At 73.9% G+C, this 12,748-nt stretch carries 13 protein-coding genes; 10 read left to right on the top strand and 3 right to left on the bottom strand.

All coding sequences use genetic code 11. The features are described 5' to 3' along the window. Window positions 1-43: 43 nt before the first annotated feature. The 5 genes from FB470_RS06640 (at window position 44) to FB470_RS06620 (ending at window position 3,586) form a co-directional block, all read left to right on the top strand. Window positions 44-469: a YbaB/EbfC family nucleoid-associated protein gene (locus FB470_RS06640; RefSeq protein ID WP_306989585.1), complete on the top strand. Its 426-nt coding sequence runs from the start codon at window positions 44-46 to the stop codon at window positions 467-469. Then, a complete protein-coding gene (locus FB470_RS06635; RefSeq protein WP_306989583.1) occupies window positions 466-786 on the top strand; it encodes a hypothetical protein in 321 nt (106 codons plus the stop codon). The genes FB470_RS06640 and FB470_RS06635 overlap by 4 nt, the downstream gene beginning before the upstream one ends. Window positions 787-789: 3 nt before the next feature. Continuing rightward, window positions 790-2,709 carry a TNT domain-containing protein gene (locus tag FB470_RS06630; protein WP_306989582.1) on the top strand — a complete coding sequence of 640 codons (1,920 nt, stop codon included), beginning with the start codon at window positions 790-792 and terminating at the stop codon, window positions 2,707-2,709. Next, entirely contained in the window at window positions 2,706-2,984 is a 279-nt protein-coding gene (locus tag FB470_RS06625; RefSeq protein WP_306989580.1) for a hypothetical protein, read from the top strand. The genes FB470_RS06630 and FB470_RS06625 overlap by 4 nt, the downstream gene beginning before the upstream one ends. A gap of 68 nt (window positions 2,985-3,052) precedes the next feature. Further along, window positions 3,053-3,586, top strand: coding sequence for a DinB family protein (locus FB470_RS06620; RefSeq protein WP_306989579.1), 534 nt, complete (start codon window positions 3,053-3,055; stop codon window positions 3,584-3,586). 91 nt (window positions 3,587-3,677) lie between these two features. On the opposite strand, the gene hisN is transcribed toward FB470_RS06620, so the two are convergent. Next, window positions 3,678-4,460: a histidinol-phosphatase gene (hisN, locus tag FB470_RS06615; protein ID WP_306989578.1), complete on the bottom strand. Its 783-nt coding sequence runs from the start codon at window positions 4,458-4,460 to the stop codon at window positions 3,678-3,680. Window positions 4,461-4,507: 47 nt separating this feature from the next. Between hisN and FB470_RS06610 the strand changes: the two genes are divergently transcribed. Both FB470_RS06610 and FB470_RS06605 read left to right on the top strand, forming a co-directional pair. Further along, on the top strand, window positions 4,508-5,200 hold the full coding sequence (locus FB470_RS06610) for a response regulator transcription factor (protein WP_306999092.1): 693 nt from the start codon (window positions 4,508-4,510) through the stop codon (window positions 5,198-5,200). Beyond that, window positions 5,200-6,489 carry an ATP-binding protein gene (locus tag FB470_RS06605; RefSeq protein ID WP_306989576.1) on the top strand — a complete coding sequence of 430 codons (1,290 nt, stop codon included), beginning with the start codon at window positions 5,200-5,202 and terminating at the stop codon, window positions 6,487-6,489. Before FB470_RS06610 ends, FB470_RS06605 begins: the two co-directional genes overlap by 1 nt. A 22-nt stretch (window positions 6,490-6,511) precedes the next feature. On the opposite strand, the gene FB470_RS06600 is transcribed toward FB470_RS06605, so the two are convergent. Then, complete coding sequence (locus FB470_RS06600; RefSeq protein ID WP_306989574.1) at window positions 6,512-7,039, bottom strand: GtrA family protein; 528 nt, start codon at window positions 7,037-7,039, stop codon at window positions 6,512-6,514. An 89-nt stretch (window positions 7,040-7,128) separates the two neighbouring features. After that, entirely contained in the window at window positions 7,129-9,270 is a 2,142-nt protein-coding gene (locus FB470_RS06595; protein WP_306989573.1) for a sigma-70 family RNA polymerase sigma factor, read from the bottom strand. Window positions 9,271-9,437: 167 nt separating this feature from the next. Here FB470_RS06595 and FB470_RS06590 point away from each other — a divergent pair, with 167 nt between their 5' ends. Genes FB470_RS06590 through FB470_RS06580 form a run of 3 tightly spaced genes read left to right on the top strand, consistent with a single transcriptional unit; the run spans window position 9,438 to window position 12,745 of the window. Further along, a complete protein-coding gene (locus FB470_RS06590) occupies window positions 9,438-10,253 on the top strand; it encodes a GGDEF domain-containing protein (RefSeq protein WP_306999090.1) in 816 nt (271 codons plus the stop codon). A gap of 43 nt (window positions 10,254-10,296) precedes the next feature. Further along, a complete protein-coding gene (locus FB470_RS06585) occupies window positions 10,297-11,628 on the top strand; it encodes a glycosyltransferase 87 family protein (protein ID WP_306989571.1) in 1,332 nt (443 codons plus the stop codon). Further along, entirely contained in the window at window positions 11,603-12,745 is a 1,143-nt protein-coding gene (locus tag FB470_RS06580; protein ID WP_370876450.1) for a glycosyltransferase 87 family protein, read from the top strand. Before FB470_RS06585 ends, FB470_RS06580 begins: the two co-directional genes overlap by 26 nt. The last annotated feature ends 3 nt before the right edge of the window (window positions 12,746-12,748 follow it).

Below are 12,748 nucleotides of genomic sequence, written 5' to 3'. Positions count from 1 at the left end.
GTCCGAGTCCGGGCCGACTGCTGTACTCGCGAGGAGGGGTGCCGTGACCGAGCATCGGGCGCAGGTGGAGGAACTGCTCGCCGACTACCGTCGCAGCCGCGAGAACCTCGCTTCGGCGCAGCGCGCGCTGGCCACCGTCACCGCCTCGGCGACCGACGCCGCCGGGCTGATCACGGCGACCGTCGGCCCGCGCGGCACGTTGACCTCCCTCACGATTTCCGACGGCGCCTACTGGCGGTACCGGCCGGAGGAGCTGGGCCAGCAGATCGTGCGCGTGACCGCCGAAGCGACCGTGCGCGCCCTCGCGCAGGCCGGTGAGGTGCTCGCGCCGGTCCTGCCCGCCGGCACCGATCCGCAGGCGCTGCTGCTCGGCACCGGTGACCTGGACGCGACGGAGATCGCTCCGGCGAAACCCCGCTCCGCGCCGGACGAGGAAAGCCTCGAAGACCAGACCTGGATGACGCGGTGAACGGCGGGTTCGAGGCCGACGCCGGCCGGCTCGCGGCCTCGTCCGGTGACTTCGACGGACTCGCCGTCCGCGCGGCGGCCGTCGCGCAGCGGCTGGAAAGCGCCCTCGAGGGTGCGGACCGGGCGTGGGGTGACGACCTCGTCGGCCGCAGCTTCGCCGCCGCGCACGCCGCCCACGCCGACGAAACCCTGGACGGGCTGCGGAACCTGGCCGGACGGCTGACCCGTTTCGGCGGGATCGCCGGGGAGGCCGCCGACCGCTACCGCGGGTCCGAAGAGGACGCCCAGCAGGCGATCACCGACACGGCACGGGGGTAGCGGATGGGTATCGAGCTGCCGCGGGAACTCGCCGATCTCGCCGCCGAAACCGGTCTGTCCTGGCCGCAGGCCGACGAGGACCGGCTGCGCGAGCAGGCCGCCGCCTGGCGGGACGCGCACCGCGACCTCACCGCGCTCGCCGCGGAGGCCGACGAGCACGCCGGATCGGCGATCGCCGCGCTGTCCGACGACGCGGGCGAGGCCGCCGGCCGTGCGTGGTCCGAGTTCGTCGACCCGGAGCGCGGGCACCTGACGGTCGCCGCGCGCGGAGCCGCCGAAGCCGCCGACCGGCTGGAGACCGCGGCCGACCAGGTCGGCGCCGCGAAGGTCGAACTGGTGCGGCAACTGGTCGAGGCCGCGAAGAACCGCGACGCGAGCGTGGCCGCGGCCGGGAACGGTCACCCCACGGCCATCCTCGGCGTCGACACGGTCCTGCGCGGCACGGCGGCGAACCTGGCCGTCGTCACGCACGGGCTGGCCGCGACGCTCGGGCCGGGGCCGGTGGGTTCCCTGGTGACCCCGCTCGTCGAGCCGAACCCCGGCGCGCGCACCCCGGACGGCCAGGGCGCGTTGCTCGGTGTGGCAACGGGTTTGGCGCCGGAACTGGTGGCGCCGGTGCTCGCGCCCGCGCCGGCGGTGCTCGGCACCGCCCCGCCCGCCGCGCCGTTGATGACCCCGGCGTCCGCCGCGCCCGGGACCGTGCTGACCCCGCCGGTGGTGCCGCCCGTGGTGCCCGAGCCGGCCTTCGCCGACGGCGACACCGGCCCGGTCCGGCTGCCCGACCCGCCGACCCCGCCCGCCATGCCGCAATACGGCGGGTTGCTGGATTCCGGCGGTTTCGACGACGTCCCGACGCCGTCCACCGGTTTGCCCAACGCCACTGTCGCCGCGGGGTTCACCGAGGCCGCGGTGCCGTCGCCGCCCCCGCCCGCTCCCGTCGCGCCGCCCGCGCCGCCCGCAACGGTCGCGCCGCCGCCCGCGCCCGTCGTGCCGCCGCCCGTCGCCGGATTCGCGCCGCCCGCTCCGGTCGCGCCGCCGCCCGCGCCCGTCGCCGGATTCGCGCCGCCCGCTCCGGTCGCGCCGCCGGCGCCCGTGGCGCAACCGGGGGTGCCCCACGCGCAGACGGGGCCCCACGCGCAGCCGGGCCCCGTCCGCGGTGCGGCGCCGGCGCCCCGGCACCCGTACCAGCAGCCGTACCAACCGGAGCCGCCCCCGTCGCCCGTGGGCGCGCCGCGGCAGGAACGCGAGACCATCGTCGCGCTGTTCCGGGTCCACATGTTCCCGATCGGGCACCTGCCGGTCGCCACGGACAAACCGGCACGGCAGCTGCCCGCGCCGCCGTGCGAGGTGGACTACGCGCCGGGGCTGCGTTTCCCGCCGCACGACCACCCGCGCTCGGACCTGATCGACACGACGGACGCGCTGGCGAAGGTCCAGGCCGGGTACGGCAGGCTGCCGTCGCCGCCCGGGCCGCCGCCGGCCGGGCTGCTGGCCGGGTACGACCCGCTCGGCGGGCTGGCGGAGCGCGACTGGGATCGCCGGTTCCTGGCCGGGAAACGCCGCGAGGTGCCGGAGTACGCGTGGCCGCCCGGAGAGCGCTATCCCGAGGGCGGCACCGGGGAGGGCGAGCCCGAGGTGCTGACCGAGGGCACGGTCGTCGACCGGTTCGGCGATCCGCGGGGCCGGGTGTTCGCGCCGGACGGCACGCCGTTCGCGCGGCGGTCGTTGCCGCCGTCGATGCGCGAGGCCGGGTACCGGCGGTACCGCGTGGTGCGGGACGTGCCGATGTGGCGGGCGGTTTCGGCGCCGTGGTTCGGCCAGCCCGGCGGCGGTGAGCGTTATCGCGGTGTCTACTCGGCCGACGAGCTGGTCACCCTGGGGTACCTGGCGGACATCACGTTCGAGGAGGACGCTGCGCAGTGAACGTCGAGTCGATCGTGCGGTGGCTGGCGGCGATCGGGGTGCCGCGCGAGGTGATCTCGGTCGGCGCCGAGGCCGACAACGCGTGGTGCCTGCTGCGGGTCGAGGAGTCCGAAGAGGGCGGCCCGGTGTGGGAGGTGTTCTGGCGCGAGCAGGGCAACCGCTACGACTGGGCCCGGTTCACCAACGAGCAGGTCGCGTGCCACTACCTGTTCGGCAGGCTGGCCTGGTCGCAGGTCGCGCGCGGGGCGGTCGGGCTGCTGCCCGCACCGGCGTGACGGAATGCTGACGGGCGCTGTCCGGATCCCCGCTGGCGCGCCGGGTTCGCGTTGCCGATGCTCGACGCATGATCACCCCTGACACGAAGGACTGGACCTGGGTGCTGGGCACGCCGTGCCCGGAGTGCGGGTTCGACGCCTCCACCGCCCGGCCGGAGGACGTTCCGGCGATGCTGCGGGCCAATGCCGCGCAGTGGCAGCAAGTGCTGGCCGGACCCGACGCGCGGGAGCGGCCGCGGGCGGACAAGTGGTCGGCGCTGGAGTACGGCTGCCACGTTCGGGACGTGTGCCGGATCTTCGCCCGGCGGCTGGAGCTGATGCTGACGGAGGACGGCCCGCTGTTCCCGAACTGGGACCAGGACGCGACGGCCGTCGAGGACCGCTACGACTCGCAGGACCCCGCGGTGGTGGCCGGCGAGCTGTCGGACGCGGCCGACACGCTGGCCACCGCGTTCGACCGGGTGTCCGGCGAGGACTGGACGCGCACCGGCACCCGCAGCGACGGCGCCCGCTTCACGACGGCCACCTTCGCGCAGTACTTCATCCACGACCCGGTGCACCACCTGTGGGACGTGTGGGGCACGGCAGCGCCGGTGCCCTGACCCGAGCTGGGTGGTCGTCCCGTCGCGTGCCTGTCCGGCCGGTTCTCGCTGCCGGCTGCCTGCCTGTCGCGCGGTGCCGGTCACTGCCGGGTCAGCGCCGCACGTGGGCCAGGGCCTCGTCGTGCAGGTGGCCGTTCGACGACAGTGCCGAGCCGCCGTCGAAGCGGGCCTGGCCGCTCAGGTCGCTGAACCGCCCGCCGGCCTCGGTGAGCAGGATCTGCATCGGCGCCACGTCCCACGGGTTCACGATCGGCTCGGCGGCCAGGTCGATCGCGCCCTCGGCCACGAGGCAGTGGTGCCAGAAGTCCCCGAAGGCGCGGGTTTCCCAGCACGCGTCGACCAGGCTCAGGTAGGCCTCGCGCGAGTGGTACTCGCTCCACGAACCGAGGTCGGTCGTCGACAGGTACGCATCCGACAGTTCCGTCACCCCGGACACCGAGATCCGCCGCTCGCCGGCCTGGTCGCTCATCCACGCGCCCTCGCCCGCCGCGGCCCACCACCGGCGCCCCAGCAGCGGTGCGCTGATCATGCCGACGACCGGACGGCCCTCGTCGACCAGTGCGATGAGCGTCGCCCACACCGGGCCGCCGCGGAGGAAGTTCTTCGTGCCGTCGATGGGGTCCAGCACCCACGCCCGGCCCGACTGCCACGCCGTGCCGCCGCGCTCCTCGCCGGCCACGTTGTCGTCCGGGCGTTGCGCGGCGAGCACTTCGCGCACGGCGTCCTCGACGGCGGTGTCGGCGTCGGTGACCGGGGTGCGGTCCGGCTTGCTGCTGATCTTCAGGTCGCGGGCGCGGAACCGGGCGGTGGTGATCGAGTCCGCCGCGTCCGCCAGTTTCCCCGCCAGGATGAGATCGTCCGTGTAGCTCGCCACGCCACGATGGTTTCACGGCCCGCGGTCGTAGAGTTGGCCAGGTGAGCATGGTGTTGCTGGCCGAGGACGACCCGGCGATCGCGGATCCGCTGTCGCGCGCGCTCGAACGGGAGGGCTATGAGGTCGAGGTGGTCGCGGACGGTCCCGCGGTGCTCGACGTCACGCACGCCAAGCGCGTCGACCTGCTCGTACTCGATCTCGGCCTGCCCGGGATGGACGGTCTCGAGGTGTGCCGCAGGCTGCGCGCCAACGGCAGCGAACTGCCGGTGCTGATGCTCACCGCGCGCACCGACGAGGTGGACTTCGTGGTCGGGCTGGACGCGGGCGCCGACGACTACGTCGCCAAACCGTTCCGCCTCGCCGAGCTGCTGGCCCGGATCCGCGCGCTGCTGCGCCGCCGGGCGCCCGAGGTGCTCGAGGCCGGCGGGGTCCGCATGGACCTGGGCGCGCGGATGGTGCTGGTCGACGGCCGCGAGGTGCAGCTGGCCAACAAGGAGTTCGAGCTGCTGCGGGTCCTGATGAGCCACGCCGGGCAGGTCGTGAGCCGCGACGAGATCCTCGCCGAGGTGTGGAACGACCTGGAGTCCAAGACGTCGAAGACGCTCGACATGCACATGTCGTGGCTGCGCCGGAAACTGTCGGTGACCAGCGACGGCAAGGGTTCGGTGATCCACCACGGCGACGGTGAGCGGCGGATCGCGACCGTCCGCGGCGTCGGCTTCCGGTTCAACGCAGACTAGTGCGCCGCCGGATCCTGCTCGCCATCCTGCTGGCCGTCGCGGTCACCGCGGCGGCCCTGGGCATCCCGCTGGGCGTGACCGCGTGGAAGCTGGTCGACAGCATCTACAACGAGGACCTCGCCGGCCGGGCCGCCCAGATCGCCGCGACGCTGGACACCTCGCTGGCCGACGGCGCGCTCGACCAGGCCGACCTCGTGCAGGTGTCGGTCGCCATCCCGCAGGGCGGCAAGCTGGTGGTCGACGTGCCCGGGCAGAAGCCGATGACCGAGGGCGCCGATCCGGGTGAGGAGCCGGTGACCGCGACCGTGCAGCTGGCGCGGCAGGGGCACCTGGAGCTGTCCATCCCGTCCGGGCCGCTGCGCTCGCGGCAGACGACGGTGACGCTCGCGGTGCTGCTGCTCGTGGTGTTCTCGGTGACGATCGGGACGGTGGTGGCGACGGTGACGGCCCGGCGGCTGGCGAAGCCGTTGCGGCACGTCGCGGAGCGGGCGGCGCGCCTCGGTGGTGGTGACTTCCGCCCGGATCCGAGCCGGTACAGCATCGGCGAGCTGGACATGGTGGCCGAGGCGCTGGACACGTCCGGGACGGCGCTGGCCCAGCTCGTGCAGCGGGAACGGCAGCTGGTGGGGGACGTGTCGCACCAGCTGCGGAGCCGGTTGACGGCGTTGCAGCTGCGGCTGGAGTCGCTGACGGTCGCGGACGACCCGGACATCGCCGAGGAGGCGCGGGCGGCGCAGGAGCAGGCGGACCGGTTGTCGGAGGCGCTGGAGGAGCTGCTGGCGGCGGCCCGCGCGGCGAGCGAGGTCGACACCGAGGCGCTGGAGCTGGCCGCGGAGCTGCCCGAGGTGGCGCAGGAGTGGCGGCAGCTGCTGCGCGCGGAGGGCCGCAACCTGCGCTTGCGGATCGGCGACGGGCTGATGGCGCGGGCCACACCCGGCCGGTTGCGCGAGGTGGTCGGGGTGCTGCTGGACAACGCGCTGCGCCACGGCGCGGGAACGGTGACGCTGGCCGCGCGCCGGGGCGAGGCCGAGGGCACGGTGGTGGTCGAGGTGAGCGACACCGGCTCCGGCATCCCGGACGACCTGGCGCCGCACATCTTCGAGCGGGGGTTCTCCGGCGGGGGCTCGACGGGGGTCGGCCTGGCGCTGGCGCGGGCACTGGCCGAGGCCGACGGCGGGCGGTTGGAGTTGTCGAGCCGCCGGCCGGCGGTGTTCTCGCTGTTCCTGCGGGTGCCGAACCCGGGGGACGTGCCGGAGGTGCGCTGGCCCGCCGAACGCGTCCCGCGCTGACCCACGCGCGAGATCTGCCGGGTCAGGCGCCGGCGCTGTGGCGGCTCGCGTCGCGGCGGCGTTGGCCCAGTTCGTCGGGGAAGACCCACTTCTTGAAACCCCAGAAGCGGAACACCATCGCCAGCAGCATGCCGATGATGGACCCGCTGACGAAGTCAGCCGTTTCCTGCACGAACCGGCTCACGTTCGGTACTTCCAGGTGCAGGAAGTAACGCGAGATGTACAGCGGAATCAGGTTCACCACCACGGCCAGCCCGCTGATCACGAAGAACAGCGCGGCCTCGTGGTGCCTTTCCCGCCCACCGCGGGTCCGGAACGACCATTCGCGGTTGAGAATGTAGGACACGATCGTCGCGACGATGATCGCGATCGCTTTCGCCGTGGTCGGCTTGTCCTCCAGCACGCTGAGTTTCAGCAGGTACCACACACCGTTGTCGACGACGAACGTCGTTCCGCCGACGATCCCGAATTTCAGCAGCTCCCGATGCTTGATCAACACCGAGCGCAAAGGCTCGGGCGTGTGCGACAACACGCTTTCCACAACGGTCACTTGCGCAGTGTACGTAGTCCCGCGCGGACCGGGTCGCGAGGCGGCGCATGAGCCGGTTTCATCCCATTCCCGCCGTCACAATTGTCACGTCAGTGCGGGATCCACGGCAGCCACCACCAAGGACGGCCGTGGTCCTTCGCCGGCGACGTCGTCGTGGTGGTGGTCGTCGAAGACGTCGTGGTGGTGGTGGTGGTCGTGGTCGGCGCGCTGGAGCTCGACGTCGTCGGCTCCGGAGACGTCGTCCGGGACCCCGAGGTGGTCGTCGTCGTGGTCGGCAGGCTCGGTGCCAGGGCCGGCGGCGGGGGCACGTCGCAGAACGGGAACCCGCAGTCGAACGTCACCGTGCGCGCCACGTGGGCCGTGCCCAGCGTCGCCGACACCGTGACCGTCCGCGCCTGCTGCCACGGCCGGTCCAGCTCGAACCACAGCCGCAGGTGCTCGCCCGGCTTCAGCGCGTTCACGCTGGTGCACGTCGTCGCAGCCGGCCCGCTCGTGCACGCCGCCCGGAAGCCGCCCAGCACGACCCGGGCCTCGTCGTCGATCAGGAGCGTGACCGGTTTCGTGTTGGGCCCGGTGTTGGTGACGTCCACCGACAGCCACGCCGAGTGCCCCCACGCGGGCTGCTCGCTCCACGCCGCCTTCGCGTCGAGCGCCAGCCGGTCCGGCGCCTCGGCCACCGACACCGGCACGTCGACCGACAGCCGGATGTCCGCCCCCGCGTTCACCGACCCCGTGACCTGCCCGGACGTGGCACCGGCGTCGGCCTTCAGCAGGAACGTCAGCACCGCGGTCTCGCCGGGCTGCAGCCCGCGCGGCGTGGTGCAGGTGACCGTGCCGGTCCCCGGCGGGCAGTCGACCAGCAGCGGCCCGGCCTGCGCCTGCATGCCGTAACCGCCGGCACCGCCACCGCCGCCGCCCGCGGGCACGGCCCGGATGTTCGGCGGCAGGTTCAGCGTCGCCGACACCGGGTCGGACACCGTGCCGCCGTTGTTGCGCACGGTGATCGGCAGCGCGACCGGGTCACCGCCCGGTTCGAGTTCGAGGGCCGACGTCGGCCCCTCGGCCGTGATGGCGGCGGGCGCCGCGGCCGGGGGTGGCGGCGCGGGTGCGGGTGCCGGCGCCGGGGGCGCGACCGGGGCGGGCGCCGGTTCGACGGCCGGGGCCGGTGGCGCGGCCGGGGGAGCGGGGGGCGGCGGTGCGGCCGGTGGCTGCGCGGGTGCGACGACGGCGGGCGGCGCCGGGGCCTGTGCCGCCGCCGGGATCTCCTGCGTGCCGCCACCCGCGGCCAGCGCGGCGGCCACGGCGGCGGCCACCGCGACACCCGAGATGCCGACTCCGACGAACTGGCGCGGTCCCGCGGCGGCGAGGGAGGCGGCGCCGCCCGCCGCGCCGGCCGACGCGCCCGCGGTGGCCACCGTGGCGGCGGTCGCCTTGCCCGCGGTCGCCAGGTAGCCCAGCGCGGCCCCGCCGAGCACGATCGGGGCGATGATCGCCCGCAGCGCGCCGTTGACCTCGGCCAGCTCGGCGGCCAGGGCGCGGCACTGGTCGCACTCGTCCAGGTGCGCCTCGACCTGGGCGCGTTCCCGTTTGGACAGCCCGTCACGCGTCCACGCGCCCAGCCGGTCGGTGCACGCGCGGCACTTGTCGGCGGAGGTCTCGGCGAGGTGGACCTGCAGGTAGGCCTGCCGCAGCCCCTCGCGCGCCCGGTAGGCGAGCGCGGACACGCCGTTGGGCGTCAGGCCCAGCAGCGGGGCGACCTCGGCCGGGCTCTGCCCCTCGATCTCGGTGTGCCAGAGCACGGCCTGCCAGCGTTCGGGCAGCGACGCGAAGGCCTTGGCGGCCATCGTCCGTTCCAGCCCGGCGACGGCGGTGTCGGAGAACGGGACCGTCAGCGCCTCGCTGCCGACGGTCGTCATGTCCTCGTTGAGGTCGACGCGCTTGTCCTTGCGGGTCTTGTCGTAGGCGGTGTGCCGCAGCGCGGTGAGCAGGTACGCCCGGAACGCGCTGTCCGGGCCCTTGCCCGCCCGCAGGGTGTCCAGGACCTTGGCGAACGCGTCGGAGACGAGGTCGTCGGCCTCGGCGGTGGACCGGGCCAGCTGCCGCGCCAGGTTGTAGGCCGCGGCGACGTGCCGTTCGTAGAGCGTGCCGTACGCGGCCAGGGTGCCGGTGCGCACGTCGCTGATCAGCTCCGCGTCGCTCTTGCCCTCGAAGTCGACCGGTTGGGTGGACACCGCTCTCCTTATCCCCAGTGTTGCGCGCGATCAGTGTGACTGACCCGCCCCGGTCAGTCACGCGCCGCCTCGCCCTATTGACCCGCACGGTGTAATTCCGTCACGGCGCGCCGCTTGCTTCGTCACTTCACCGGAACAGCGGTCGCGGGACGAAGGGACGGTTGCCAGTGGACGTGCCGGCCAGGGGTGTGCGGCTCGAACCGGAGCGCGGCGGGTCGCTGCAGGTGCTGCGCGCCCGCTGGCAGTCCGCGAGCCTGGCCGCGGGGTGGCGGTTCCCCAGCGACTGGGCGTTGCCGGAGGTCGACAGCGTGTGCGCGGCCCTGCTGCGCGACGTTCCGCCGGACATCGCGATCGCGGGCCTGGCCAGGGCCCGAGCCGTGGCGGGTGCCGGGCTCGCCGAAACGCTACTCGATCTCGCGGCGTTACACGCCGTGATCACCTCTCCGGGGGATGCCGGCGACCTCATGAGCCCGGACGTGGACGCCCTGCCGTCCCGGTTGCTGCGCGTGGCGGCACTGGCCTGGGCCGACGTGGCGATGGACAAGCTCGCCAGCACCGAGGTGATCGACCCGCTGACCGGCCTGCCGACCGCCGCGTACCTGCGCACCCGGCTGCGCGAGCTGTACGGGCGGCCCGGCCACCAGGTCGCCGAGGACCACACCCTGCTCGTCGTGTCGGTCGACCTGTCCGGCGTGAGCGGGTGGCCGCGGCTGACCGCGATGATCCTGATCGCGGAGGCGCTACGGGCGGTGTTCGACGGCGGCGAGAGCATCGCCTCGCTCGGGCCGTCCACCGCCGCCGCCGTGGTGCCGCGGGACGGCCGGATCGCCGGGAAGGCGGTACTGCTGCGACGCGAGCTGCACGAGCGCCTGTCGGTCGACGACCAGCTGGAACAGGTCGGCGCGCCGAAGATCAAGCTGATCCGGCTGCCCGCCACGCACCGGTCCGCGTGCGATCTCCTCCAGCGGCTCGCGCGAACCTGACCCTTCTCGCCACGGTGTGGCCGATTCGTGATTTCCTGAAAGGGTGACACAGTCAGTGCCCGCCGCCGGCGGCGAACCGCTCGGAGAGCCTGCGCACCCGCGCCTGGCCCTGCGGACCTCGCTCGCCCGGTTGTCGGTCCGGCCGCGTTCGATCCTGCTGCTGTCCCTCGTCCCGCTGCTCGGCATCGTCTTCGGCGTCGTCGGCTGGCTGGTCGACTGGCGGCTCGGTGTCGACAGCGCGGTGTACCGGGCGGGGGCGATCACCCTGCTGCACGGTGACCCGCTGTACGACGCGAACACGCTGCCGCCGGAGCCGTGGTGGGCGCTGCTGCCGTTCACCTACCCGCCGACGGCCGCGCTGCTGTTCGTGCCGCTGGCGATCCTGCCGGTCCAGATCGCCTGGGGTGTGCTGACCGCGATCTCGGTGCTGGCGATGGCGCTGGTGATCCGCGTGGCGATCGGGTCGTTGCCGACGCCGCCCGCGGTGCGCCGCTGGTGGTCCTCACCCGCGCGCGCGACGCTGCTGTTCTCCGTCGTCATGCTGGGCCTGGAGCCGGTGTGGCGGACGATCTTCCTCGGTCAGATCAACCTGATCCTGATGGCGATCGTGGTGCTCGACGTCCTCGTCGTCACCACGCGCGGTTCGCGGTGGGGCGGGGTGCTGGTCGGCATCGCCTCGGCGGTGAAGCTGACGCCGCTGGTGTTCGTGGCGCACCTGTTCCTGACCGGCAAGCGCCGCGAGGCGGTGAACGCGTTCGGCGTGTTCGTCGGGCTGCAGCTGCTGATGCTGCTGCTCATCCCGGGCGACACGATCCGCTACTGGACCAAGACGATCTCCGACACCGGCCGCATCGGCCCGGTGCACTGGGCGGGCAACCAGTCGCTGAACGGCCTGATGAACCGCGTCACCGACCTCGCACCGTGGGCGTCGAAGGCGGCGCTGGGCGTGGCCGCGCTGCTGGCGGTGCCGGCGGTGTGGCTGGTGCTGCGCTTCCACCGCCGCGGGCAGGCGCTGGCCGCGCTGCTGGTCACGGCGTTCTTCGGGCTGCTGGCCTCGCCGATCTCGTGGTCGCACCACTGGGTGTGGGCGGTGCCGCTGATCGTGCTGCTCGTGTCGCGGCTGCCGCAGACCACCTTCGCCGCGGCGTGGAAGCGCTGGGTCGGTACCGCGGCGGTGGCCGCGGTGTTCATCAGCTGCGTGCTGCTGGCGTTGCCGAACGGGCGCAACATCGAGCTGCACTGGAAGTTCTGGCAGAGCGTGCTGGGCAACGCCTACATCCTGACGCCACTGGTCCTGACCGTGGTGCTGGTGACGCGCTGGGCGGTGCAGCGCCGGCGGGAGCGCGCGCGTGACGACGCTTCGCTCGCGCGCTGAACCGGCGCTGGTCGGCGCCCTCGTGCTGGGCGCGTTCGCGGTGGGGGTGGCCGTCTGGCTCGGCGGCTGGCAGCTGGGCGCGGACAGCGCCGTCTACCGCGCCGGTGCGCTGACCTTCCTGCACGGCGACGACGTCTACACGCCGGAACGGCTGACCACCCTGCCGTCGTGGGTGTCCCTCCCGTTCACCTACCCGCCGGCCGCCGCCCTGCTGTTCGTGCCGCTGACCGCGCTGCCCAGCGGCCTGACCTGGGGGATCCTGGCGGCGGCGTCGGTGCTGTCGCTGGCCGTCGTGGTCCGGGTCAGCGGGCGGTTCCGGGGCTGGGCGGTCGCCGGGCTGACCGTGGCGGCGCTCGGGCTCGAGCCGGTGTGGAAGACGATCTTCCTCGGCCAGATCAACCTCGTGCTGCTCGCGCTGGTCGTGGTCGACGTGCTGGTGCTGGCCGGCACCCGGTGGCCGGGGGTGCTGACCGGGGTCGCGGCCGCGGTCAAGCTGACCCCGTTGATCTTCGTGGCGCACCTGTTCGTCACCGGCCGGTGGCGCGACGGCCTGCGCGCGCTGGCCACGTTCGCCGGGCTGCAGGTCCTGATGTTCGTGCTCATGCCGGGCGACGCCGCGCGGTACTGGGCCGAGGCGGCGTTCGACCCGGACCGCGTGGGCGGGGTGTCCTGGATCTTCAACCAGTCGCTCGGCGGGCTGGTCAACCGGCTCTCCCACCAGGCGTCCTGGTCGACCGCGGTCGCGCTGGGCATCGGCGCGCTGCTCGCGGTGCCCGCGGTGTGGCTGGTCGTGCGGCTGCACCGGCGCGGTGAGACGCTGGCCGCGCTGCTGGTCACGGCGTTCCTCGGGCTGCTCGTCTCGCCGGTGTCGTGGTCGCACCACTGGGTGTGGGCGGTGCCGCTGGCGGTGCTGCTCGCGTCGAAGGGGCGCTGGGTGTGGGCCGGCCTGGTGACCGCGTTCTTCGCCAGCTGCGTCGTGATGCTGGTGCCCAACGGCGGTGACACCGAGTTCGGCTGGGGGCCGGAGCTGTTCGTGCCCGGCAACGCCTACGTGCTGGCCGCGGCGCTCGGAATCCTCGGCCTGGCGGCCCGTGAGCTGCGTCTCCCCGTAATCTAAACG

Source organism: Amycolatopsis thermophila (genome assembly GCF_030814215.1).
In the GTDB taxonomy this organism is placed as follows: domain Bacteria; phylum Actinomycetota; class Actinomycetes; order Mycobacteriales; family Pseudonocardiaceae; genus Amycolatopsis_E; species Amycolatopsis_E thermophila.
Note: the sequence above shows the minus strand (reverse complement) of the source record. Positions and strands in the feature narration are given on the sequence as shown.

What these genes read in the sequence shown, in the direction of transcription:
- FB470_RS06630 (WP_306989582.1), top strand. Translation starts at nt 790, where the DNA reads ATGGGTATCGAGCTGCCGCGGGAACTCGCCGATCTCGCCGCCGAAACC.
- FB470_RS06610 (WP_306999092.1), top strand. Translation starts at nt 4,508, where the DNA reads ATGGTGTTGCTGGCCGAGGACGACCCGGCGATCGCGGATCCGCTGTCG.
- FB470_RS06620 (WP_306989579.1), top strand. Translation starts at nt 3,053, where the DNA reads ATGATCACCCCTGACACGAAGGACTGGACCTGGGTGCTGGGCACGCCG.